Source organism: Pseudomonas sp. A-R-19, from assembly GCF_019956575.1.
GTDB lineage: Bacteria > Pseudomonadota > Gammaproteobacteria > Pseudomonadales > Pseudomonadaceae > Aquipseudomonas.
Window position 1 is genome coordinate 1 of sequence record NZ_JAHBDR010000073.1, and the last position, 24304, is coordinate 24304.

Genomic DNA, 24304 nt, shown 5'->3' on the forward strand with positions numbered 1-24304 from the left:
TGTCAGTCGACATCAATATTGACTGACACACCGCCTTCGCGAGCAAGCCCGCTCCCACAAGGGGGTTTGTGTTGTGGGTTCAATCGCGGTAGACCGGGAAGTCGGCGCACAGGGCGGCCGCTTGTCGTGCGACATTGGCCTTGATGTCGGCATCGCCGAGGTGATCGAGGATGTCGCAAATCCAGCCGGCCAGGGCAATGCTTTGCGCTTCCTTGAAGCCACGGCTGGTGATCGCCGGCGTGCCGATGCGCAAGCCCGAGGTCACGAACGGTGACTGCGGGTCATTGGGTACCGCGTTCTTGTTCACGGTGATGCCGGCACGCCCGAGAGCAGCGTCGGCATCCTTGCCGGTCAGGCCCTGGCGGATCAGGCTGACCAGGAACAGATGGTTGTCGGTACCGCCGGACACCACGTCGTAACCGCGCTCGATAAAAACCTGCGCCATGGCCTGGGCATTGCGGATCACCTGCGCCTGATAGGTCTTGAAGCCTGGCTCCAGCGCTTCCTTGAAGCACACGGCCTTGGCGGCGATCACGTGCATCAGCGGGCCGCCCTGACCACCGGGGAATACCGCGGCGTTGAGCTTCTTCTCCAGCTCCGCATTGGCCTTGGCCAGAATCAAACCGCCACGCGGGCCGCGCAGGGTCTTGTGCGTGGTGGTGGTGACCACATCGGCGTAGGGCAGGGGATTGGGGTACAGACCCGTGGCCACCAGCCCGGCGACGTGGGCCATGTCGACGAAGAAATACGCACCGACCTTGTCGGCGATCTGGCGGAAGCGCGGGAAATCCAGGGTCTTCGAATAGGCCGAGAAGCCGGCGATGATCATCTTCGGTTTGTGCTCGACCGCCAGGCGTTCGACTTCGTCGTAGTCGATCAGGCCGGTGCGGGTGTCGATGCCGTACTGCACGGCGTTGTAGAGCTTGCCGGAAAAACTCACCTTGGCGCCGTGGGTCAGGTGCCCGCCATGGGCCAGGCTCATGCCCAGCACGGTGTCGCCGGCTTGCAGCAGGGCCAGATAAACCGCCGCGTTGGCCTGGCTGCCGGAGTGCGGCTGGACGTTGGCGTAGTCGGCGCCGAACAGCTGTTTGGCGCGGTCGATGGCCAGTTGCTCGACCACGTCGACGTGCTCGCAGCCGCCGTAGTAACGCTTGCCCGGATAGCCTTCGGCGTACTTGTTGGTCAGGCCGCTGCCTTGTGCTTCCATCACCCGTTGGCTGGTGTAGTTTTCCGAGGCGATCAGTTCGATATGGTGTTCCTGCCGCGCATCCTCGGCGTTCATCGCCGCCAGCAGTTCGTCGTCATAGCCTTTGATCTGGTCGTGCTTGCTGAACATGGTGTGGTCCTTGTGTGGAAGGGGTGGGCTTCAAGCGTCGGCGTGTTCTGCGGTCAGGCGTTCATAGGCGTCTTGATCGAGTAGATCGCTGAGCGCCTCGATGTCGACCGGTTTGAAGCGAAAGAACCAGCCTTCGCCCAAGGGGTCTTCGTTGACCAGTTCCGGGCTGCTCTCGAGCGTCCCGTTGACCTCGACCACTTCACCGTCCAGCGGCATGCCGATACTGCTGGCGGCTTTCACTGATTCCAGCACCGACACTTCAGCGCCTGCATCGAAGGCGCCCAGTTCCGGCACCTGAACAAACACCACATCCCCCAGCGCCTGCTGGGCAAACGCCGTGATGCCGACGGTGACCAGGCCATTGCTCTCAAGGCGCAACCATTCGTGATCGACGGTGAAACGCAATTCGCTCATATCAACTCCTTATTGTTTTGCGCTCGTGGCGGGGCGACGAGCGGGGTTGGAGGAGTAATAGCAAGGGCGGTGCCAATGTTTTTTATTTGTTATAAATCAATGACTTGAAGTGATTTTATTCAGTGCGACAGATTTCATGCGTATTGAAATCAATACAGGCGGGCAGGGCTGTGGGCGCAGACGCCGTAAATGCGGGAGGGAAAGGTTTTGTCTTGATTTCGCTACGCTGTATCGATTTGAAGACAGTTGGCCCGGCAACAACACTGATCCCCTGTGGGAGCGGGCTTGCTCGCGAATGCGGTGTGTCATTCACCGTCGATGTTGTCTGACACGACGCTTTCGCGAGCAAGCCCGCTCCCACATTTTTTCCGAGCCAGGTTCAGGGTTTGGTGGGAATCCCGTACTTGCGCAGGCGAATCGCAATCGCGCTATGGGACGTCTGCAACCGCGCCGCCAGCAACCGACTGGACGGATAGCTGCGATACAGCTGTTCCAGCAGGTTCCTCTCGAAGTCGCCCACAGCCTCTTCCAGGCTGCCGACTTCGCCGTCGTTCTGCCGCTCCACCGCCGTGCGGGCGATGTCCAGGTCATCGATGTCCACCAGCGGGTTTTCGCAAATCGCCGCCGCGCGAAAGATCACGTTCTGCAGTTGCCGCACGTTGCCCGGCCAGCGGTTGCCGAGCAGGGCGCTGAAGGTGCTCGGGGCCAAACGGCACGGCGGTCGCTGGATCTGCGCGCAGGCCTGTTGCATGAAGTGATTGGCCATCAGCAGGATGTCGTGGCCGCGCTCGCGCAGTGGCGGCACTTGCAGGTTGAGCACGTTGAGGCGGTAGAACAGGTCTTCACGGAAACGCCCTTCGGCGACCATTTTTTCCAGGTCGCGGTGGGTGGCGCTGAGTACCCGCACGTTGACCCGGACCTCTTTGTCGCCACCGACCCGACGGAAGCAACCATCGCTCAAGAAACGCAGCAATTTGGCTTGCAGGTACGGCGACATTTCCCCCACTTCATCGAGGAACACCGTGCCCTGATCCGCCAGCTCCAGCAGGCCGAGCTTGCCGCCCCGTTGCGCGCCGGTGAAGGCGCCGGGGGCGTAGCCGAACAGCTCGCTTTCGGCCAGGCTCTCCGGCAGTGCCGCGCAGTTCAGGGCCAGGAACGGTGCGTCGTGCCGTGGGCTGATGGCATGGCAGGCGCGGGCCACCAGCTCCTTGCCGGTGCCGGTTTCACCCTGGATCAACAACGGCGCATCGAGGGCCGCCACCCGTTGTGCACGGGCCTTGAGTGCGCGGATCGGCGGCGATTCGCCGAGCAGCGCATCGAAGCCTTCGGCATGGTCGTGATGCAACGCCGACAGGCGTTCGCCAATGCGGTTCGGTTGATACAGGGTGAGCAGGGCGCCGGCGTCGGTGATCGGCATCGCGTCGAGGAGCAAGGTCTGGCCGCCGAGGCTGACCTCGTGCATCGGCAAGCGGAAATGGTGAGCGATCAAGGTGCGTTGCAAATCGGCATCGTCGAACAGCGCGGTCAGCGATTCACCGGCCGGTTCGCGACCGCACAGGGCGATCAGTGCCGGGTTGGCCAGCAGCACATGACCTCGGTCATCCACCGCCAGCACCGGGTCGGAACTGGCGGCCAGCAACGCGTCCAGTTGCAGGCGCCGGCGTTGCCCCGGAAGGATGTCGACCATGGTCACCGCTTGCACGCCGCGCACGTCGAAAAGCGCTTCGCGCAGCTCCTCCAGCACCTCGGCGCCAAGGGTCGGGGCGTCGATGTAAACGTTCGGCGGGACCATCTCCACCGCGTCCAGGTTGAAACTGCGTCCACCGAGCAGGGCCAGCACTTCCTGGGTGATGCCGACGCGGTCGATGAAGGTGACGTGGATGCGCATGACGGGCCTGCAAGGTTGGCGAACTAAAATCAGTATGCCCGGCAAATTTTGAATTTGGCGAGCGTCACATCACGGCTTGGCGGTTTTACGGGCGCTGGCGGCCAGGTCCTCGAGGAACGCCTGGAGGATCGGCGGCGGTGCCGTGCCGCGCCGGGTGATCACGTCGAAAGGCGATTTCAGACGCAGACTCCCGGGGGCCAACTGGTGCATCTCGCCGCTCTTGACCCACTGGGCGGCGAAGTGCTCAGGCAGGAAGCCCAGGTAGGCGCCGGAAATGATCAGGATCGCCGTGGCTTCGATGTTGTCCACGGTGGCCGCCGCCTTGCTCACGCCCAAGTGTTCGAGGTCGTATTGCTGCATGTAGCCACGCACGACGATGCGCCCCGCAGCGACTTCTTCGAGCAGTTCCTCACCTTCGGCGTGGCTGCCGTACAACGGGTGACGCCGCCCGCAATACAAGCCCAGGGCTTCCTGATACAGCGGTGATTGCAGCAGGCCCGGCACATGGATCGGGAAGTGTCCGATGGCCAGGTGCAAGCGACCGTCGAGCACCCGTTCTTCGAGTTCCGCCGGGGTGCCGACGTACACGTTCAGGTGCACGTCATGGCCCCGTGAAACGAAGCGCTGGGTGGTGCGCGGGATCGGCGAATCGGGGTCGGTGATCGTCGTGTCGATGATCCCCAGGTTGAGCTTGCCGCTGATGTGCTGCTTGAGCACGTCGGCGTCCATGCAGAAATTCTCCACCGCCGACAGCAGGCGCTGGGTGGCTTCGTGAATCGCCACGCCCTGTTCGGTCAGGCGAAAGCCGCTGCGCCCGCGCTGGCAGAGTTTGACCCCGAGACGGGTTTCCAGGTGGGTCATCTGTTCGCTGATGGTCGACTGCCCGGCATTGAGCGCCGCCTGAGCGGCCGAGAACCCCCCGCAGCGGACAATCGTGGCAAACACCCTGAGCAGTTTCAGGTCGACATCGTGCAGCTGGATCATCTGGCACCTCCGGCACGTGGATGCATCGGGAATGCCGATATGAGTATCTGATGTTTAGCATTTTTTCCACGAAAACCTGCGCCCATAGTCTTTCCAACGGCGGTCGCCTTGCAGTCCGTCAAGCCGATAACAAGAAGTGGAGAGGCTAGAAATGTCGAACAACGGTTATGAATCCGGTCGCCTGAACCTGCCATTCGTGGGTCATTGCACCTTTGGCAAATCCCCGGTGTGCACCGACTGGGATGCACTGGATGCCGACGTCGCGGTGCTCGGCGTGCCCAACGACATGGGCACCCAGTGGCGCTCCGGCGCACGCTTCGGACCACGCGGGATTCGTGAAGCATCGACGCTGTTTTCCTTCGGCCACGCCGGCGCCTACGACCACGAAGATGACGTGATGTACCTCACCGCATCGGACGTGCGCATGGTCGACGTCGGTGATGCCGACATCGTCCACACCGACATGGTCACCAGTAACAAGAACACCGAATACGCCGTGCGCAAGATCCTCGACGCCGGCGTGATGCCGGTGGTGCTCGGCGGCGATCACTCGGTGCATGCGCCAGTGATCAAGGCCTTCGAAGGCCGCGGTCCGATCCACATCATTCACTTCGATGCACACCTGGATTTCGTCGACGAACGCCACGGCGTGCGCTACGGCCACGGCAACCCGCTGCGTCGTGCCTCGGAAATGAACCACATTGTCGGCATGACCCAGATGGGCATCCGCAACGTTTCGTCGTCCAACCGCGACGACTACGAAGCGGCCCATGAAGCCGGCTCGAAAATCCTCTCGGTGCGTGACGTGCGTCGCCTTGGCGTCGAGGGTGTGCTGGCGCTGATCCCGCAGAACATCAACTACTACATCACCATCGACATCGACGGTTTCGACCCGTCCATCGCCCCCGGCACCGGCACCCCGAGCCACGGCGGCTTCCTCTACTACGAAGTGCTGGAAATCATCCAGGCCCTGGCCAAGCGCAGCAAAGGCAACATCGTCGGCATGGACCTGGTGGAAGTGGCGCCGGTGTACGACCCGACCGGCATGACCTCGATCCTCGCCGCGCAACTGTTGCTCAACAGCATCGGTTTCATCTTCCACGAGCGGGGCAAGGTGCGGGCGGCCGCCGAGAGCGAAACCGCATCAGCCTGATCATCGAAACCAGTGACCCGGCAGGCTCTGACTGCCGGGCAGAGAGAGTAAAAATGGACACGATCGTCAAAAGTTACCTGCAAAAATTCGGCGTCAGCGAAGCCACCCAGACCTTCCTCAGCAAGGTCCAGAAAATGTTCATCGGTGGCGCCTGGGTCGAATCCAGCAACGGTGAAACCTCCGATGTCATCGAACCCTCGACCGAAGGCCTGATCACCCGCATTCCCATGGGCACCACTGACGACCTGGACCGCGCCGTGCAAGCCGCACGCGCCCAGTTCGACGGCGGCGCCTGGCGCCAGGCCAAACCGGCCGAGCGCGAGCGCATGATGCAACGCCTGGCCGACCTGATCGAACAGAACGCTGCTGAACTGGCGGAAATCGAATCGATCGACATGGGCAAATCGGTTGCCTTCGCCAAGGACGTGGACATCCAGGGCACCGTGGATACCCTGCGTTATTTCGCCGGCTGGGCCACCAAGCTGCACGGCCGCACTGTCGAACCTTCGCTGCCGGGCAACTACCTGGCCTATACCCGCAAGGAAGCGGTGGGCGTGGTCGGCGCCATCGTGCCGTGGAACTTCCCGCTGCAGACTATGGCCTGGAAGCTCGGCGCGGCGCTGGCGACCGGTTGCACCGTGGTGGTCAAGCCCGCCGAACTGACTTCGCTGTCGGCCCTGCGTTTCGCCGAGCTGGTGCAGGAAGCGGGCATTCCCGACGGCGTGATCAACATCGTCACCGGGCGCGGTAGCGTGGTCGGCGCGGCCATGGCCACCCACCCGGGCATCGATAAACTGACCTTCACCGGCTCGACCCCGGTCGGCCAGACCGTCGGCCGCGCAGCGCTGGATGACATGAAGCGCCTGACCCTCGAGCTCGGTGGTAAATCACCGGTCATCGTCTGCGCCGATGCCGACATCCCGGCCGCTGCCCAAGCGGTCGCCAACGGCGTGTTTTTCAACTCCGGGCAGGTATGCGACGCCGGTACACGGGCCTATATTCATAGCAGCGTCTACGACGAATTCCTGCGTGAACTGATCGCCTACACACGCACCCTGAAAATGGCCCCGGGCCTGGACCCGGACTGCTTCATCGGCCCGCTGGTCTCGGCCCTGCAGAAGCAGCGCGTGACCGAGTACATCGAGACCGGCAAGGCCGAAGGCGCCGAACTGGTCTACGGCGGCCAACCGATCGATGGCCCTGGCTTCTTCGTCGAGCCGACCATCTTCGCCAACTGCCGCAACGACATGCGCATTGTCCAGGAAGAAATCTTCGGCCCGGTGCTGGTCACCGCACCCTTCGACGATGAAGAGGATGCACTGGCCCTGGCCAACGACTCGCCTTACGGGCTGGCCGCGGCACTGTATTCCAACGACCTGGGCAAGGTGCACAGCCTGATTCCGCGCTTGAAAGCAGGCTCGGTCTACGTCAACGCCCACGGCACCCTCGACCCGTCGATGCCGTTCGGTGGCTACAAGCAGTCCGGATTCGGCAAGGACCTGGGCGCCGAGCAGCTCGACTACCTGCTCGAAACCAAGGCGGTGTGGATCACGCTGCCAAGCTGACGCGCTCCCACAATCAAAACGCATCTGCAACAACGCCAGGTAGGCATGGGCAACACTGAACTTGTGGCGAGGGAGCTTGCTCCCGCTGGGGCGCGAAGCGGCCCTGAAAATGGGACTGCTGCGCAGTCCAACGGGAGCAAGCTCCCTCGCCACAGGGGAGTCGTTCACCCGAAAGAACGCGGTTATCTCGTCATGATCTTCCAACAATAAGAGTCCATCATGAACACTAACGCCAAGTCCGCCACGAGCGTGTCCAGCCTCGACGAAAAATCCGTCGTCGAGGCGCATTCGATCGACTTCATCCCCGAGAGCGAGCGCACCGACAAACTGTCGAGCCAGGGCCCGTTCTGGTTCCTCGGCAATTTCACCTTCTTCACCATGACCATCGGCTTCGTCGGCCCGAGCGTCGGCCTGACCGCGCTGTGGACCACCCTGGCCGGCACGCTGGGCATCATGTTCGGCACGCTGTTCATGGCATTTCACGGCTCCCAGGGCCCGCACCTTGGCCTGCCGCAGATGATCCAGTCCCGTGCGCAGTTCGGTTATCGCGGGGTGATCCTGGTGCTGCTGGCGACGCTGTTCGTGTTCGCCGGCTTCAACATCGTCAACCTGGTGTTGATGATGCAGGGGCTGCACACGTTGTTCGGCTTCAACCCCGCGGTGATCGCGGTGGCGGTGACCATACCGGCGGCGGTGCTGGCGATTCTCGGCCATGACTGGATGCACCGCAGCTTCAAATGGGCGCTGTTCCTGTCGTTGCCGCTGTATGGCCTGGTGACCATGGCGGTGGTGATGGGCTGGGTGCCGGATGCAGTGCTGCCGGCACTCGCGGAAGGCGAAGTGGCCCGTGAGCCGCTGGGTTTCAACTGGACCGGTTTCATCGCGCAGTTTGCGGCGGCCGCCAGCTACAACATCGCTTACGCGCCTTATGTGTCGGACTACTCGCGCTACCTGCCGAAAAATACCTCCAGCGGCAAGCTGATCGCCGTGGTGTTCCTCGGTGCCTCGTTGTCCGGTGCATGGATGATCTCCGTGGGTGGCTGGCTGGCCGATCACCTGCACTCCACTGACGTGCTGGTGGCCCTCGGGCAAGTTGGCAACACCGTGTCGCCGCTGGTGGGCACGGCGGTGGTGGTCGTCACCATCCTGGCGTTCCTGCCGGTGATCGCGATGAACATCTACAGCGCCAAGCTGACCACGCTGACCTGCGTCGACTCGATCAAGCACATCGAACCCACCCGCAGGGCGCGCATCCTGGCCATCGGCTTCGTGATCCTGCTGCAACTGGGCGTGGCCCTGAGTATCCAGAGTTCCGGCAAAGGCCTGTCGGTGCTGGGGATCTACCTGGTGGTGATGCTGTACTTTCTGGTGCCCTGGACCTCGGTCAACCTCACCGACTACTTCTTCGTGCGCAAGGGCCGCTACGCCATCCCGCACTTCTTCATGCCCCACGGCAACATCTATGGCAGCTGGGGACTGCGCGGTATCGCCGCCTATGCCATCGGCTTTATCTCGATGATCCCGTTCTTCTACATCTTCGACGGCGTTGAACAGCGCGAAGTGTATGTCGGCCCGCTCGCCAAGGCGCTGGGCAGCATCGACATCGCCTGGCTGGTCGGGCTGATCGTGTCAGGCCTGGCGTACTACTGGCTGAGCCGTTCGATCGACCTCAAGCAAGAAGAAGTGGTGATCCAGCAGATCGAGAAAAACTCCCCGCAATACACCACCGGCGACACGCTGACCCACAAACAGCAGCCACAGCCGGTATTCACTGAATCGACGGTCGGGAGATGACCATGATTACGCAAAAATACGACTACATCATCATTGGCGCTGGCTCGGCAGGTTGTGTGTTGGCCAACCGCCTGAGCGAAGACCCGGCCACCTCGGTGCTGGTCCTGGAATTCGGCGGCAGTGACAAGAGTGTAGTGATCCAGATGCCGAGCGCATTCTCGATCCCGATGAACACCAAGAAATACAACTGGCGCTACGAAACCGAGCCGGAGACCCACCTCAACGGCCGACGCATTCACTGCCCACGGGGCAAGGTGCTGGGCGGCTCCTCGTCGATCAACGGCCTGGTGTACATCCGTGGCCACGCGCTGGACTTCGACGAGTGGGAATCCCTGGGTGCCGAAGGCTGGGGCTATCGCAACTGCCTGCCGTACTTCAAGCGCGCCGAGAGTTACGAGTCGGGTGGCGACAGCTACCGCGGGCAGACCGGGCCGCTGCACACCACCAACGGCAACCACATGAAAAACCCGCTGTACGGCGCCTGGGTCGAAGCTGGCGCGGAGGCGGGCTACATCAAGACCGAAGACTGCAACGGCTACATGCAGGAAGGTTTTGGCGCCATGCACATGACCGTGAAAAACGGTGTGCGTTGCTCAACCGCCAACGCCTATCTGCGCCCGGCCATGGGCCGTCCGAACCTGACGGTGATCACCCACGCGATGACCCGTCAGGTCATCCTCGAAGGCAAGCGTGCGGTGGGGGTCATGTATGACCACGGCGGCCAGACCCACCAGGTGTATTGCAACCGCGAAGTGCTGATCTCATCCGGGCCTATCGGTTCGCCGCACCTGCTGCAACGCTCGGGCATCGGCCCGGCGGACGTCCTGCGCAAGGCCGGGATCGGCGTACGCCATGACCTGCCGGGGGTAGGGGAGAACCTGCAGGATCACGCCGAGGTGTACATCCAGTTTGGCTGCAAGGAACCGGTTACCCTCAACAGCAAGATGGATCCGCTGAGCAAGCTGATGATCGGTCTGCGCTGGCTGCTGTTCAAGGACGGCCTGGGCGCCACCAACCATTTCGAGGCCGGTGGGTTCATCCGTTCCGAGAAGGGCCTGCGCTGGCCGGACATCCAGTTTCACTTCCTGCCGGCAGCGATGCGCTACGACGGCAACAAACCGATCAAGGGCCACGGTTTCATGGTGCTGACCGGGCCGAACAAACCGAAAAGCCGTGGTTATGTGCGCGTGCGTTCGGCCGACCCGTACGAGCATCCAGAAATCCGCTTCAACTACCTGGAGCGCGAAGAGGACCGCGAAGGTTTCCGCCGCTGCATTCGCCTGACCCGCGAGATCATTGGCCAGAAAGCCATGGACCGCTTCCGCGACGGCGAAATCGCCCCGGGCGCGCAGGTGACCAGTGATGAAGATCTCGACGCCTTCGTCCGTGACAACCTGGAAAGCACCTACCATCCGTGCGGTTCATGCCGCATGGGCGAGGACGACATGGCGGTGGTCGATTCCGAATTGCGCGTACGCGGCATCGCCGGCCTGCGGGTGATCGACTCCTCGGTGTTCCCGACCGAGCCGAACGGCAACCTCAATGCACCGACCATCATGCTCGCCGAGCGGGCGTCCGATCTGGTGCGTGGCGTGCAGATGCTGCCATCAGCGGATGTGCCGGTGGGGTTGGTCGAAGGCTGGGAAAGCAGCCAGCGTAGCTCCTTGCCAGGGCGTAACGTGCGCGTTTGACTGAAACACACCAACACCCCTGTAGGAGCTGGCTGGTCGGGTCGCCGCATCGCAGCGATGGCGGCCGGCCTGACACACCGCGCCGACTGGTTCGCCAGCAAGCCGGCTCCTACAGTTGATCTTCGTCGGGACAAATTATCCGTCGCTGGTCCTTCGTCATTGCTAGTCTGTAATTCCTTGAGACCGCAATGGAGCACCCTCATGGCTATTCAGGCCCTGCGCGCCGACGCATCGCATATCGACCAGATCACCCCTTTGTTTGACGCCTACCGGATGTTCTACGAGCAGCCGTCGAACCTGGCGCAATCGCGCGCCTTCATCGCCGAGCGACTTGCCCGGGACGAGTCGGTGATTTTCCTTGCCCAGGACAGCGACGGTGAAAACCTCGGCTTCGTCCAACTGTTCCCAACCTTTTCCTCGATCGACGCCCACCGTACCTGGCTGCTCGGTGACCTGTTCAGCACACCCGCCGCCCGGGGCAAAGGCGTCGGCACGCTGCTGATGAACACCGCCCGGGATTTTGCGAAGCTGGCCGGCGGCAAAGGCATGACCCTGGAAACCGCCACCGACAACTTCACCGCCCAGCGCCTGTATGAATCCCTGGGCTGGGTGCGCGACCCTGGTTACTACACCTACTGCCTGGATCTGAAAAAAGACTGCCCCAGCGATCCTGTCAGCCAAACACCGGACGCATGAATGAACGCTCGTAGCTGAGGATGAATTTCTTCTCTTCGGCGTATTTGAACGCCGCGATGCACTCCGGATCATTCATCGACTGCTGTCGGTAATGCTCGTACGCCGCCAGGCTCGGGAAGGTGAACAGCGCCAGGGCGATGTTGTTGGCGCCCTCCGAAGGCAAGAAGTAGCCGTGGTGCTGGCCGCCGAATTTTTCCACCAGGGGAATCCACAACTTGCCGTAGTGCTCGAAGGCTTCGAGCTGGTAGGGATCGAGCACGTATTTCAGGTAGCAGGTCACCATTGTTCCATTCCTTGATCGGGTTTTGAGTGCAGACGCCACTGTAATGAACCGTGGGCGCCCGGCACAGCCGCTTGTTCGACATCGACCGGTAAGTTTGCGCCAGATGCACTATTGGTTCAGTCAATAGTCACCATCAAGAATCGCAAGTTCTGTTTTCTGCGCAAAGGCGGAAAATTGCCAGCATTGAACACGCTGCTCAAGGAACCTGCGCGATGAAAATCTTGACCCGACTGGCTGTGATTGCCCTGTTGCTGGGCAGTGTTGCATCCACCGCATCGGCCTACGCCGAGGACGCACGCGCCTGCCATCTGCCGCCCATCATGGCGAGCCAGGGCGGATTGCAATACGGGCAGACGGTCGGGGTGCTCTACAGCGAAAACACCGTGGAAAACCTGCAATACCTTGAGCAATACCACTCGGTGGCCGTGAATGGCGCGAAAAACGCACTGGATGCGCGGATTCGCCAGGCCTTTGTCGACAGCTCCGATCCGCAACTGGCCATCGACTGGCTGGTGAGTTCGCTGCACAAGACTTTTCTGTCGGTGACGGTCTACGACAACCTCGATGCGCTGGTGCAGGCGCATCCCGATGTAGTGGTGATGCTCGATACCCACAACCAGTTGCTGACCCAGCGCAACGACCGGGTCGAGGCGCGTTTCGCCGCGCGGTTCTACGACGCCAGCCTGCAGTACATCGGCAAGGCCGAAGGCGCGGTGGCAAAACAACTGCCGTCGGTGTGGGTGCATGACAAGGCAGCCCCCGAGATTGCCGCGCAGATCGAGCAGCAACGCGACCTGCAACTGACCGCGTTGAAACAGTTCGATGCGTCGTTGAAGGCACTGGTATCCGCCGGATTGACCGCAGCTACAAATTAACTGTCCCGACATCCATTGAATGGCGGGCAAGCCAACGATTTTTTTCCAGGACCTGATTGATGCGCACTTTTTTCACCCCGACTCTGGCAATCGCTTCGCTGCTGCTGTCCGGTTGCGCCACGCCGAACGACCCGACGATGACCTTGCAGACCAGCAAGTCGCCCGAGGAATACACCCATTGCGTGGTGCCGAAGTTGCAGCACGATGCACTGGCGCCGACGGTGTCGCAGACCCAGCGCAGCTACCGGATTGTCGTATCAAGCAAAGTGGCGGCGGACAACGTACTGGAAACCTACAAGGCCTCGAACGGCGGCAAGGTGTTCCTGTACGAGCGCAAGCTGCTGGCCTCGGCGTTCGTGCCGTCGACGTTCGAGCGTGCGGCGCAGGAATGTTTGTAAGGCGGATTTCAGGCAAAAAAAAGCCGCCGGGAAAGGCAGCAGAAAGTTAAAGCACGCATTGGATGACCTGAGTATGGCACCCGCTTCATGACGATTCGATGACGGCTTGATGGTCATTCATCAGGATGCCGAAAATCCTGCTGCGAGTGATTAACTGTGGCGAGGGGGCTTGCCCCCGTTGGGTTGCGAAGCGACCCCAGCAATCTTCGGGCATATACGACTGCTGCGCAGCCGAACGGGGGCAAGCCCCCTCACCACAAATCTTGTGTCGAGTCAGTAAACCTCCGGCACGATGATTTCCTGCGGTACGGGCCCCCGTGAATAGTCTTTCTGGCGCTCGCGCTGGGGCAATTCGATCACCGGCAACTCGACTTCTTCATACGGCATCTGGTTCAGCAGGTGATGAATGCAGTTGAGCCGCGCCTTCTTCTTGTCGTCAGCCTGCACCACCCACCATGGCGCTTCGGCGATGTGGGTGCGCTCGAGCATGATTTCCTTGGCCTTGGTGTAGGCCTCCCAGCGGCGGCGCGACTCCAGGTCCATGGGGCTGAGTTTCCACTGCTTGAGCGGGTCGTGAATGCGGCTGAGAAAGCGCAGGTTCTGTTCCTGGTCGGAAATCGAGAACCAGTACTTGATCAGCTGGATGCCGGAGCGGGCGAGCATGCGCTCGAATTCCGGCACGGTGCGGAAGAACTCTTCGTACTGGTCGTCATTGCAGAACCCCATGACCTTTTCGACCCCGGCGCGGTTGTACCAGCTGCGGTCGAACAGCACGATTTCCCCGGCGGCGGGCAAGTGCGAAACGTAGCGCTGGAAATACCACTGCGTGCGTTCGCGGTCATTGGGCGCGGGCAGGGCGGCGACCCGGCAGACCCGGGGGTTGAGGCGCTGGGTGATGCGCTTGATCACGCCACCCTTGCCGGCGGCATCGCGACCTTCGAACAGGATCACCACCTTGTGCCCGGTCTTGACCACCCAACTCTGCAATTTCACCAGTTCGCCTTGCAGGCGAAACAGTTCGGCGAAGTAGCGGCGTCGGGCTTCTTTCTCGCTGCCATCCTCGATGTGTTCATCGAACAGGGCGTCCAGGTTGTGTCCGTCTTCCGATAATTCCAGTTCCAGCTCTTCGTCACTGATATCGAGCAGCTCGCGGTGGATGCGCTGGATCAAGGTGTCCTGATTGGAAAGCATGGTGAGCACTCGGGTCGTGGGTGGCACAGCCGATCCTGGTCACAGTTTGTTACGAATTGGTGATGGCCACTGGTGTCATCTGGGTGTCATCGAAGCCATGGCAACATCCTCGCAATCCGTCTCGAGTGCCCGGTAGGCCGCCAGCCTGCCGGCAGATGAATGTGCAAGGAACCCCGTATGAAAGACGCCCCGCTGTTTGCCGCCATCGACCTGGGCTCCAATGCGTTCCGCCTGATGATTGGCCAGTCGGTGAGGCGCAACCAGCAGATGGTCATCCAGGAGGTGAAGACCTTGCGCGAACCGGTGCGTCTGGCCGAAGGCCTGCAGGGCGGGGCGCTCGATGAGTTGGCGCTGGACCGTGGCTGGCAGGCGCTGGCGCGGTTCGGCAAGAAGTTGCGCGGTTTCGAGGCCGGGCGCGTGCGGGCGGTGGCCACCAGTGCCGTGCGCGAAGCAGACAATGCGCCGTTGTTCCTGGCCAGTGCCGAACGCCACCTGGGCTTTCGCATCGACGTCATTTCCGGTCACGAAGAGGCACAACTGGTCTACGCCGGCGTGGCCCACACCTTGCCGGCGCAAAGCACGCGGCTGGTGGTGGATATCGGCGGTGGCTCCACGGAAATGATCATCGGCCGTGGCGACCAGTTGCTGGTCACCGAAAGCATTGCCATTGGCAGCGGCACCTTCGGCGCACATTACTTCCATGGCGGACGGATCGTCGCCCAAGCGCTGCTGGAGGCAGAGCGCGCGGCGACGGTGCAGTTCGAACGCATTGCCCGCCGCTATCGCGCCATGGGCTGGCAGCAGGCGATCGGCTCTTCCGGGACGGCGCGGATGCTGGCCAAGGTGCTCAAGGCCAACGGCTTGAATGATGACGACCAGAGCGGCATCACCTACGGCGGCCTGTTGCGCCTGTCATTGCGCCTGCTGGAAGTCAAACATGTGAAACATCTCAAGCTGGCGGGCCTGCCCACCCATCGCCTGAGCATTTTGCCCGGCGGCCTGGTGGTGATGCTCGCGGCGTTCAAGGTGTTCGGGATCACGCATATGATTGCGTCGGAACCGGGTCTGCGGTTCGGCGTGCTGCATGGATTGATGAGCAAACACTGAAATCCCCGCAAGATCATCCAGCAGGCCGGCATTCCCGGGAAACTGTAGGAGCCGGCTTGCCGGCGATGGACTCACGTGCGCCGCGTTTATCCAGTTCTTACGCGTTATCGTTAACGATTATCGCTGGCAAGCCAGCTCCTACAAGGGATTTGGGATCTCCCCGGCCTGCATGTTCCAATACCCGGCATCGCCAGACTGGAAACGGAACATGAAGAACATCGCAGCACTGCCCCTCGCCCTGGCGCTCAGCGCTGGCCTGTTCAGCATGCCCACCCTTGCAGCAGGCGATGCCCAGGCCGGGGAGAAAGTGTTCAAGCGCCTCTGCAGTGGCTGCCATCAGATCGGCGAGTCGGCTCGCGCCTTTTTCGGCCCGCAGCTCAATGGCGTGATCGGTCGCCACTCTGCCGTCACCACGGACTACGTGTATTCCGATGCGATGAAATCCGCCAACCTGGTCTGGGACCGCGACACCCTGATCGCCTATCTCGAAGCACCAAAGAAAGTCGTCCCTGGTACCCGCATGATTTTCTGGGGGCTCAGCGATCCGGAAAAGATCGAAGACCTGTTGGCCTATCTGCAAACTTTTCCGGCGCAGTAATCACTCGCTGGCAAGGTTGTCGACCAGCCATTCGGTAAAGGCCCGCGCCATCGGGATGTTCTCGCTGTCACGGTGGGTCAGCAGTGCCCAGTTCGGGCCACGGATGGTTTGCTCCACCATCGGCTGCAACAGCCCGGTGGCCCGCGCCTGACGACTCAGCAACTGGCTGACCAGCGCAATGCCGAGCCCCATGCAGGCCGCGTCCAGCAGTAAACCCGGATCGGAAAAATTCAGCCCCTGATCCATCTGCCCCACATCAATTCCCGATTCCACCGCCCAGTGGCTCCAGTCCATTTCCCGCTCGCCATGCAGGGTGGTGCGCTGCTCAACCGGTACGGCCAGCAGGCTTGGATGGCAGGCCGGGTAGAGGCGGTCGGCGTGCAGCACCTTGAAGCTGCATTCGGCCTGGGAACTGATGTCGTCGCGCACCGCCAGGTCGATGGTCTGGCTGGTCATGTCCGGCACTTCATCGGTGCTGAACATCCACAGGTCGACCTGCGGATGCTGGCGCCGGAAATCCCCCAGGCGCGGCAACAACCAGTGCCGGGCGAAGGCCGGCGTGGTGTTGAGCACCAGTTGATTGGGTTTCTGGTACTGCCCCAACCGGCGAATCCCTACCGCCAATTGCTGCAACAACGCCTGGGTGGTGCTGAGCAAGTCGTGACCGGCATCGGTGAGGCTGACGCTGCGCCCGCTGCGATGGAACAGCGGTTGTTCCAGGTACGCCTCAAGGCTGCGGATCTGTTGGCTGATCGCCGACTGGGTGAGGTGCAACTCGTCGGCGGCCTTGTGAAAACTGCCCAGCCGGGCGGCGGCTTCGAAGCCGCGCAGGGTACTCAGGGGCGGCCAGTGTTTGAGCATATCGATAAGCTCCTCTAATCAGTTGCCTGCAAAATCCATCGTTTGTTTGCCCGTTTTACCAGTCGTAGCATGCATGCCAAGACCGCCAAGGCCGTTTTCATTGAACACAATGACTTAACTCAGAGGTACTTGTCATGCAGCAGAACGAAATTCAAAACAGTGGTTGGATGATGCCGGCCGAGTGGGTCACCCACGCCGCCACCTGGATGGTCTGGCCGCACAACAAGGCCCTGTGGGAGTCCGGCTGGCGTGTGACCCTGCCACAGGTTCAAGAGGACTTCGCCCGGGTGGCCAACGCCATTGCCCGCTTCGAACCGGTGAAACTGGTGGTCGACCCTTCAGCCGTCGCCAGCGCCAAGGCGTTGTGCGGGCCGAACATCGAGCTGATCGAACTGGCGGTCAACGACAGCTGGTGCCGCGACTCCGGCCCGAGCTTCGTCTGCCACCCGCAGCAAGGCCTGGCCGGTGTGAGCTGGCGCTTCAATGCGTGGGGCGGCAAGTCGGCCCACGATCTGGACGAGAGCCTGGCCCGCCGCGCGCTCAACCACCTGGGCCTGGAGTGTTTCGGCACGGCGCTGAGCAACGAGGGCGGCGCCATTCACGTGGACGGCGAAGGCACGCTGATCACCACCGAATCGGTATTGCTCAACCCCAACCGCAACCCGGGCGTAACCAAGGCCGAGATCGAAGAGATCTTCACCCGCCTGCTCGGTGTGAAGAAAACCATCTGGTTGCCGGGCGATCCGGACTACGTGACCGGTGACATGACCGACGGCCACGTCGATGGCGTGTGCGCCTTTGCCCGTCCCGGCGTGCTGCTGGTGGACGCCACCCACGACAAGCAATCGGTGTACGCCGAAGTGGCCCGCGAGAACCGCCGCGCCCTGGAGCTGGCCACCGACGCCCAGGGCCGCAAGTTCGAGCTGATCGAGCTTTATGAGGCCAGTGATGCGGTGGACACCGAGACCGAAGTGTTCTGCGCCTCCTACACCAATTTCTACATCGCCAACGGCGCGATCATCATGCCGGCCTATGGCATCGACGCCGATAACGTTGCCGCCGAAGTGTTGGCGCAGGCATTCCCGGGGCGTGAAGTGGTGCCGGTGCGGATCAACCATCTGGCCCATGGCGGCGGCGGTGTGCATTGCATCACCCAGCAACAGCCGGCCTGGCCGGTGCGGGGTTGATGCCATGACGCTGCTGACTATCGCCACCACCCAGATGCCTTGCACCTGGGACCTCAAACACAACCTCGACGAGGCCGAGCAATTGGTCCGCGAGGCCGCGGCCAAGGGCGCGCAGGTGATCCTGTTGCAGGAACTGTTCGCCACGCCGTATTTCTGCATCGAGCAACACCACAAACACCTGGCGCTGGCCGAGGAGTATCGCGACAGTCACGTGCTCAAGCGCTTCGCTGCGCTGGCCAAGGAACTCGGCGTGGTACTGCCGCTGAGCTGGTACGAGAAAGCCGGCAACGCCTACTTCAATTCGTTGAGCGTGGCCGACGCCGATGGCCGTCTGTTGGGCGTGTACCGCAAGACCCACATCCCCAACGCCATCGGCTATCAGGAGAAGGAGTACTTCAGCCCCGGCGACAGCGGTTTCCGGGTCTGGGACACCGCGTTCGGGCGCATCGGCCTGGGCATCTGCTGGGACCAGTGGTTCCCGGAAACCGCGCGCTGCCTGGCCTTGATGGGCGCCGAAGTGCTGCTGTTCCCGACCGCCATCGGCTCCGAGCCCGGCTGTGCCACCCTCGACTCGCGCGATCACTGGCAGATGACCATGCGCGGTCACGCCGCCGCCAACCTGCTGCCGGTGGTCGCGGCCAACCGTGTCGGCCGAGAAGCGGCGACCACCGATCCGACCCTGCAAATGAACTTCTACGGCTCGTCGTTCATCTGCAACCACAAGGGTAAATTGCTCGCCGAAGCCGACCGCGACAGCACCGGCGTGCTGGTGCACAGCCTGGACCTGGCGGCCATGCGCGAAGACCGCCTGACCTGGGGCATCTATCGCGATCGCCGTCCGGACATGTACGGCGCCTTGCTGACCCAGGACGGTCGCCAGATCCACTCACGCTGGGCAACCCAAGGGGTGTGACATGAACACGATCAACAAGCGGTGCCTGGCTATGGGGCTGGCGTTGAGCTGTGCGGTGCCGGCGTTGCACGCCGAGGAGAAAACCCTGCGGCTGTACAACTGGGCCGACTATTTTGCCGAAGACACCCTGAGCAAGTTCACCGCCGAAACCGGGATCAAGGTGATCTACGACGTCATGGACGGCAGTGAAACCCTTGAGGCAAAAATGCTCGCTGGCGGCAGCGGCTACGACCTGATCTTCCCCGGTGACACCGTGGCCGAACGCCTGATGCGCGCTGGCAGCCTGCAACCGCTGGACCAGTCCAAAATCACTGCTTTGGCCGACGTCGAGCCCGGATTGCAGAAACTGCGCTCGCACTATGAGCATTCGAGCAAAGCCACGGTCCCGTACACCTGGGGCACCATCGGCCTGACCTACAACGCCGAGCAGATCGCCCAGCGTGCGCCGGACGCGCCGGTCAACAGCCTGGACATGCTGTTCAAACCGGAACTGGCGGCGAAGTTCGCCGACTGCGGCATCTCGATGATCGACTCGCCGGACGAAGTGCTGGCGGTGGTGCTCAACTACCTCGGCCGCGATCCGCGCAGCGCCAAACCGGCGGACCTGGCGGCGGCCAGTGACATGCTGATGAAGATGCGGCCATACATCCGCAAGTTCCAGTCGCAACCGGTGACCGACCTGGTCAACGGCAACCTGTGCATGTCCCTGGGCTACAGCGGCGACATGACCCAGGCGCAGCGCACGTCTGACAGCGCCGGCAAGAAAACCACCTTCCACTACCGCATCCCCCGTGAAGGCACCACGGTGTGGATGGACACCATGGCCATTCCCGTCGACGCCCGTCACCCGGAATACGCCTACGCTTTCATCAACTTCGTCATGCGCCCGCAAAACATGGCGGCCATCAGCAACTTCACCGGCTACCCGACCTCCAACGCCAAGGCGCGGCCGGACGTCGATGCGGCGATGCGCAACAACCCGGACATCTACCTCGATGAAGCCACCTACGCGCGGTTGATTCCCGGCAAGGACATTCCCCAGGCCGACATGCGGGCACGCATGCGCACCTGGACCAAGTTCAAGACCGCAACGGTCAAATGATCACCGGCCGGCCCGCGGGCCGGCCAAACCCGGATTTCAGGAAAATACATGCCGACACGTCGAACATTCATCAAGCAGGTATCAGTCGTCGCCGGATTGGGCGCGGTGGCGTCCATGGGATTGGGCTTCGGGTCCATGCCGGCGCGAGCGGCCAGCCAAGGCAAGGGGTACATGCCCGATGAAGGTGATAAACACCAGCGGGCCTTCATTGCCTTCGGGGCGCAGGACGCGATCTGGGAAGATTTCACGCCCCACGTGCAAGACGCCCTGGGCCTGATCGCCCGTACCATTGCCGAATACGAGCCGGTCACCGTGTTCTGTCGCCAGAGCGAACGGCGCCTGGCCGAAACCAAATGCGGCAGTCGCAACACCACCTTCGTGATCGCCGAGCTGGACGACATCTGGATGCGCGACATCGGCGCCAACTTTGTCGTCGATGGCAGCGGCGGCCTCGGCGCCGTGGACTTCAACTTCAACGGCTGGGGCAACAAACAGCAGCATGCGGACGATGCGCAACTGGCGGCGCTGGTCGCCAAAAATGCCAAGGCGCAATACCTGCGCAGCGAGCTGGTCGGCGAGGGCGGTGCCATCGAAGTGGATGGCCACGGCACCGGGATCATGACCGAAAGCAGCTGGATCAACCGCAACCGCAATCCCGACTGGAGCAAAGCCGAGGTCGAAGCAGAGCTGAAGGAACGCCTGGGGCTGCGCAAAATAATCTGGCTGCCAGGCATCAAGGGCAAGGACATCACCGACGCCCACGTCGACTTCTATGCACGCTTCATCAAGCCCGGCGTGGTCATCGCCAACCTCGACAACGACCCCGAGTCCTACGACTTCAAGGTCACTCGCGCCCACCTGCAGATCCTCGAAAACGCCACCGATGCCGATGGCCGCAAATTGCAGGTGCATACCCTGTCGCCGCCGCTCAACCCGCGCAACAGCCGGTTCAGCAAGGACAACCCGGACTTCGCCGCCGGCTACATCAACTACTTCGTGATCAATGGCGCGATCATCGCACCGGAATTCGGCGACAAGGAAGCGGATGCCAAGGCCTTCGACCTGCTGTCCGAGCTCTACCCGGACCGCGAAGTGGTGCAGCTCAACATCGACGCGATCTCCGCGGGCGGGGGCGGGATTCACTGCGTGACCAGTCACCAGCCGCTGGTGTGAGGATTCCAGACGTTACACAAAACCTGTAGGAGCGAGCCCGCTCGCGATGGACTCAAGAACGCCGCGTTTATCCAGCAAGCACGCGTTTTCGTTAACGCCCATCGCGAGCAGGCTCGCTCCTACAAGGGATTTTTGGTGAATCAGGTAAATCAGGTCTTGCTGGCTTTCAGGTAAGCCCCGAGGCGTCGGCCCATTTCTTCACCCAGCGCCTGCAAGCCACTCAGTGGCCGCACCATCACTTCAAACTCGACAATCCTGCCCTGTTCGTTGAAGCGGATCATGTCGATGCCCTTGAGCTCTTTCTCGCCGACTTTGGCGCTGAATTCGAGAATCACGTTCAAGCCATCCGCCGTGGCCAACTCACGGTGGTAGGCAAAGTCCTCGAACACGTTCATGACCGTGTTGAGGATCATCGACACCACCGGCGCCCCCGGATACGGCGTGTGCGCCATCGGCGAGCGGAACACCGCCTGCGGGTCGAGCATTTCGGGCAGGCCGCTCAAGTCGCGGTTGCCGATCATCGCGTGCCACTGCTTCAGGGACGCTGCGACATTGGGGTTCAGGTTCAGCTCAGACATGTTCAACTCCTGTTTTTTATTGTTGTGGTGCGAAAACCCTGGTCGATCACCCTGGCGGCATCGTCGGCCCATTGCCGGTAAAGCAGCGGCCCCGGATGAAAGCCATCGCTGGCCATCAGGCCCGGTTCGGGCACCAGCGGGGTGGTCAGCATCGTACATTGATCCATTCGATCTGCCAGATCCGCCAGATGTGCGTTGAAAACACGCGCCCGGAACCCCAGAAACCAGCGCAGCGGCTGCGGCAGGGCGGGGAACAGGTGCATCGGCGGAAGGGGCGACACGACAATCTGCCTCACCGCAAACCTGTCGCACAACAGCGCCATCAAGCGCCGTTGCCGAGCGAGCCACTGATCCAGGGTGAGTGAGCTGGTGACATCGTTGACGCCAATCGACAACAGCGCCACGTCGAACGACTCCACGGCGTGCTGTTCGAGCAGTTCCAGCAACCCTTGCGAGTCCAGGCCTGAGCGCGCCCAGAGTTTCCACGACACCTGATATTCATCGGCCAGGCGCCCGACCAGTCGACCGCTCAGGGCTTCACCTTGAGTCGCCGCACCCACGCCCGCCGAGGCGCTGTCACCGACAATCAACAAGCGCAGAACCTCGCCGCTGCCGGCCTCGCCCTGGCGTTCACCTTCGGCCTCCGGCAGTTTGGGCGTCATCCACCGGGTGTACAGGCCTTGCGCAAGCAAGACCGGGCCGAGAAGGATTTTTGCGAGGGTTTCAGTGTGGCTCATGCATGGGGGCCTGAGGCAGGAATGGATTAGCCCGCGAGCTCATCATCAAAAATACTCTCAATGGGCAGTTCAAACGCCCGGGCAATCTGAAACGCCAAGGGCAGGCTGGGATCATAGCGGCCATTTTCGATGGCATTGATGGTCTGCCGCGAAACATTCAACAACGCTGCCAGATCCACTTGTGACCACTTGCGTTCGGCGCGCAGTTCCTTGAGACGGTTTTTCATTGATAACGCCGCTTGGCAAGTCTAAGGCCGATCATCCACATCAGGCCCATCACTGGCCACACACAGACCCAGGACACGTGTGGAAAGCCGACATTCTCCAGAAAGCCGTAAGTGAAGGTCAGCAATGCCGAAGCGGCAAAGGCAAAACCGAGCGCCTCGTACTGAATGCGCAAATGCATTTCGTCCAGCGTGCGCATATTGCGCACCACCGCCCAACACATCAGCCCCGCAGGAATCACAGGCAGTAGCGTGATGATGATCTTCAGCGCCATGGCCATCTCTTGCTGATCCTTGAGCAGGATGAGCGACACGATCAGCAATATCGAGTACAGCGCCGTCGCAGCGCCCATTTCCATGTAATAGCGTTTCATTGCTTGCTCCTGATGTAAAAGACCCTTTACATACTCGCCGGAGATTTTATCGATGTAAAGGGTGTTTTACATCTGTGGGGCTGCCGATGAAAAAGCCCGGCTGATTGGGCCGGGCTTTTTGTCTGGATCACTGCACTGTCATCGACCCACCACGCACAACTCGCCCGTCGCCCGAATCATCGCCTGGCCATGCAGGTAATCCTTGATCAGCGCGGAGCGTTCGGTGGCCAGCCATTGCGGGCAGTTCGGGTCCTTGCGGTAGGGCAGGAACGCGGCGTACTGCTTGAGCAGCAGGTTTTGCAGTGTGTCGAGCTTCGGCCGGATCTGGTTATTGAGGTCCGGCCGTGGCGTATCCGGTGCCTTGTGCGCCGCTTGCCATTGTGCGAACCGGCCGTATTGCACCAGTTTGCTCGCTTCGATCTGGGCGGCGATCAGGTCGGCGACATCATCGGGGTCGAGCTGGCGCTGGGTCGCCTGCTTGCGCGCGTTGGCGATGACTTGCGCCTCCCGGGCGTTGTCCTGGATCGGCTTGCCGCTGTCCCACTTGGTCAGCGCCACCAGTTCACTGATGTACAAGCGCTCATTCATCGTCGCCAGCAACGGTTGCAGGGCATCGGGCGCCGGGGGCGTGGTGCTGGCCTGGGTGCCGCCAGCGAGCAAGCCGAGCAGGGTACAGGCCAGCCAGTGCGGCAGGCGTAGGGAACGGGGCATGGACGGAATCTCCTTGGACGCAGAAATCACTCCGGCTTGTGTATCACAAGTGCGGCCAGGGAACGATAGGTTGCGAAGGATTCAGGCGAGCAGCCGTTCAATCTGCGCCAGTTCCCAGGTGCTGAGCAAACTCACCGGGTCGGTACCGAAGCGCTGCCCGATGTCGAGCGCATACTCGCGGCCATCGGGGCATTGGCCGTGCAGGCAGTGGCGCAAGTGGCCGGCGTCGACCTCCAGAGTCAGTTGCCAGCCGTCGATGTCGACCTGTACATGACCAGACTTGCAGTGTTCATCGAGACGCTTGAACGTGCGAATACCCTGGGCGGCGTCGCGCAACGGCTGGTAAACCTCGCGGGCGGTGAGGGTGGGCACGGGTGTCTCCGGGGTGGAATCGGGGAGACACAGGATAGATCATCAGCCTGCAAAAAAGCCCGGCTGATGAGCCCGAGTATCACTCCGGGGGCCACCGGT

At 61.9% G+C, this 24304-nt stretch carries 26 protein-coding genes; 13 read left to right on the forward strand and 13 right to left on the reverse strand.

Features of this window, described 5'->3' with window-relative positions:
• Positions 1-79 precede the first annotated feature (79 nt).
• The 4 genes from glyA to KGA88_RS21315 form a co-directional block, all read right to left on the reverse strand.
• On the reverse strand, positions 80-1336 hold the full coding sequence (gene glyA / locus KGA88_RS21295; protein ID WP_223594112.1) for a serine hydroxymethyltransferase: 1257 nt from the start codon (positions 1334-1336) through the stop codon (positions 80-82).
• A 30-nt stretch (positions 1337-1366) separates the two neighbouring features.
• Entirely contained in the window at positions 1367-1750 is a 384-nt protein-coding gene (gene gcvH / locus KGA88_RS21300; RefSeq protein WP_223594114.1) for a glycine cleavage system protein GcvH, read from the reverse strand.
• A 379-nt stretch (positions 1751-2129) separates the two neighbouring features.
• Entirely contained in the window at positions 2130-3638 is a 1509-nt protein-coding gene (locus tag KGA88_RS21310; protein ID WP_110660514.1) for a sigma-54-dependent transcriptional regulator, read from the reverse strand.
• A gap of 69 nt (positions 3639-3707) precedes the next feature.
• Entirely contained in the window at positions 3708-4622 is a 915-nt protein-coding gene (locus tag KGA88_RS21315; protein WP_223594116.1) for a LysR family transcriptional regulator, read from the reverse strand.
• Between the two features lie 151 nt (positions 4623-4773).
• Here KGA88_RS21315 and speB point away from each other — a divergent pair, with 151 nt between their 5' ends.
• From speB to KGA88_RS21340, 5 genes are all read left to right on the forward strand, one after another.
• A complete protein-coding gene (speB, locus tag KGA88_RS21320; RefSeq protein ID WP_095151590.1) occupies positions 4774-5775 on the forward strand; it encodes an agmatinase in 1002 nt (333 codons plus the stop codon).
• Between the two features lie 53 nt (positions 5776-5828).
• Positions 5829-7340 (forward strand): aldehyde dehydrogenase family protein, encoded by a 1512-nt coding sequence (locus KGA88_RS21325; RefSeq protein ID WP_223594122.1) that lies wholly within the window; start codon positions 5829-5831, stop codon positions 7338-7340.
• Positions 7341-7559: 219 nt separating this feature from the next.
• Positions 7560-9134 (forward strand): purine-cytosine permease family protein, encoded by a 1575-nt coding sequence (locus KGA88_RS21330; protein WP_223594124.1) that lies wholly within the window; start codon positions 7560-7562, stop codon positions 9132-9134.
• A 2-nt stretch (positions 9135-9136) separates the two neighbouring features.
• A complete protein-coding gene (betA, locus tag KGA88_RS21335) occupies positions 9137-10825 on the forward strand; it encodes a choline dehydrogenase (protein ID WP_223594127.1) in 1689 nt (562 codons plus the stop codon).
• 201 nt (positions 10826-11026) lie between these two features.
• Positions 11027-11521, forward strand: coding sequence for a GNAT family N-acetyltransferase (locus KGA88_RS21340; protein WP_223594130.1), 495 nt, complete (start codon positions 11027-11029; stop codon positions 11519-11521).
• Here KGA88_RS21340 and KGA88_RS21345 read toward each other — a convergent pair.
• Positions 11499-11804, reverse strand: a complete 306-nt coding sequence (locus KGA88_RS21345) for an NIPSNAP family protein (RefSeq protein WP_056723739.1) — start codon at positions 11802-11804, stop codon at positions 11499-11501. The two genes, KGA88_RS21340 and KGA88_RS21345, sit on opposite strands and share 23 nt — an antisense overlap.
• A 212-nt stretch (positions 11805-12016) precedes the next feature.
• Here KGA88_RS21345 and KGA88_RS21350 point away from each other — a divergent pair, with 212 nt between their 5' ends.
• Both KGA88_RS21350 and KGA88_RS21355 read left to right on the forward strand, forming a co-directional pair.
• Positions 12017-12679, forward strand: coding sequence for an ATPase (locus KGA88_RS21350; protein ID WP_223594133.1), 663 nt, complete (start codon positions 12017-12019; stop codon positions 12677-12679).
• 59 nt (positions 12680-12738) lie between these two features.
• A complete protein-coding gene (locus KGA88_RS21355; protein WP_223594135.1) occupies positions 12739-13077 on the forward strand; it encodes a hypothetical protein in 339 nt (112 codons plus the stop codon).
• 273 nt (positions 13078-13350) lie between these two features.
• On the opposite strand, the gene ppk2 is transcribed toward KGA88_RS21355, so the two are convergent.
• Positions 13351-14268 (reverse strand): polyphosphate kinase 2, encoded by a 918-nt coding sequence (gene ppk2 / locus KGA88_RS21360; RefSeq protein WP_223594137.1) that lies wholly within the window; start codon positions 14266-14268, stop codon positions 13351-13353.
• A gap of 177 nt (positions 14269-14445) precedes the next feature.
• On the opposite strand from ppk2, the gene KGA88_RS21365 reads away from it, so the two are divergent.
• Together KGA88_RS21365 and KGA88_RS21370 are read left to right on the forward strand one after the other, a co-directional pair.
• A complete protein-coding gene (locus KGA88_RS21365; RefSeq protein WP_223594139.1) occupies positions 14446-15375 on the forward strand; it encodes a Ppx/GppA family phosphatase in 930 nt (309 codons plus the stop codon).
• A 208-nt stretch (positions 15376-15583) separates the two neighbouring features.
• Positions 15584-15973 carry a c-type cytochrome gene (locus KGA88_RS21370; RefSeq protein ID WP_223594141.1) on the forward strand — a complete coding sequence of 130 codons (390 nt, stop codon included), beginning with the start codon at positions 15584-15586 and terminating at the stop codon, positions 15971-15973.
• Here the strand turns inward: KGA88_RS21370 and KGA88_RS21375 are convergent, their stop codons facing one another.
• Positions 15974-16834, reverse strand: coding sequence for a LysR substrate-binding domain-containing protein (locus tag KGA88_RS21375; RefSeq protein ID WP_223594143.1), 861 nt, complete (start codon positions 16832-16834; stop codon positions 15974-15976).
• Positions 16835-16968: 134 nt separating this feature from the next.
• Here KGA88_RS21375 and KGA88_RS21380 point away from each other — a divergent pair, with 134 nt between their 5' ends.
• The 4 genes from KGA88_RS21380 to KGA88_RS21395 are packed head-to-tail and all read left to right on the forward strand — an operon-like array spanning position 16969 to position 21209.
• Positions 16969-18021, forward strand: coding sequence for an agmatine deiminase family protein (locus KGA88_RS21380; RefSeq protein WP_223594145.1), 1053 nt, complete (start codon positions 16969-16971; stop codon positions 18019-18021).
• Between the two features lie 4 nt (positions 18022-18025).
• Positions 18026-18934: an N-carbamoylputrescine amidase gene (gene aguB, locus KGA88_RS21385; RefSeq protein WP_110659317.1), complete on the forward strand. Its 909-nt coding sequence runs from the start codon at positions 18026-18028 to the stop codon at positions 18932-18934.
• Position 18935: 1 nt separating this feature from the next.
• Entirely contained in the window at positions 18936-20036 is a 1101-nt protein-coding gene (locus KGA88_RS21390; RefSeq protein WP_223594147.1) for an extracellular solute-binding protein, read from the forward strand.
• 48 nt (positions 20037-20084) lie between these two features.
• Positions 20085-21209: an agmatine/peptidylarginine deiminase gene (locus KGA88_RS21395; RefSeq protein WP_223594149.1), complete on the forward strand. Its 1125-nt coding sequence runs from the start codon at positions 20085-20087 to the stop codon at positions 21207-21209.
• A gap of 149 nt (positions 21210-21358) precedes the next feature.
• Here KGA88_RS21395 and KGA88_RS21400 read toward each other — a convergent pair whose 3' ends face one another.
• The 6 genes from KGA88_RS21400 to KGA88_RS21425 form a co-directional block, all read right to left on the reverse strand.
• A complete protein-coding gene (locus KGA88_RS21400) occupies positions 21359-21787 on the reverse strand; it encodes a nuclear transport factor 2 family protein (RefSeq protein WP_110659314.1) in 429 nt (142 codons plus the stop codon).
• Between the two features lie 2 nt (positions 21788-21789).
• On the reverse strand, positions 21790-22524 hold the full coding sequence (locus KGA88_RS21405; RefSeq protein ID WP_223594151.1) for an SGNH/GDSL hydrolase family protein: 735 nt from the start codon (positions 22522-22524) through the stop codon (positions 21790-21792).
• Between the two features lie 26 nt (positions 22525-22550).
• Positions 22551-22751 (reverse strand): helix-turn-helix transcriptional regulator, encoded by a 201-nt coding sequence (locus KGA88_RS21410; RefSeq protein ID WP_103395545.1) that lies wholly within the window; start codon positions 22749-22751, stop codon positions 22551-22553.
• Positions 22748-23122, reverse strand: a complete 375-nt coding sequence (locus tag KGA88_RS21415; RefSeq protein WP_110659312.1) for a hypothetical protein — start codon at positions 23120-23122, stop codon at positions 22748-22750. The genes KGA88_RS21410 and KGA88_RS21415 overlap by 4 nt, the downstream gene beginning before the upstream one ends.
• Positions 23123-23260: 138 nt before the next feature.
• Positions 23261-23833, reverse strand: coding sequence for a chorismate mutase (locus tag KGA88_RS21420; RefSeq protein WP_223594153.1), 573 nt, complete (start codon positions 23831-23833; stop codon positions 23261-23263).
• Between the two features lie 81 nt (positions 23834-23914).
• Positions 23915-24205 (reverse strand): hypothetical protein, encoded by a 291-nt coding sequence (locus tag KGA88_RS21425; RefSeq protein WP_223594155.1) that lies wholly within the window; start codon positions 24203-24205, stop codon positions 23915-23917.
• Between the last annotated feature and the right edge of the window lie 99 nt (positions 24206-24304).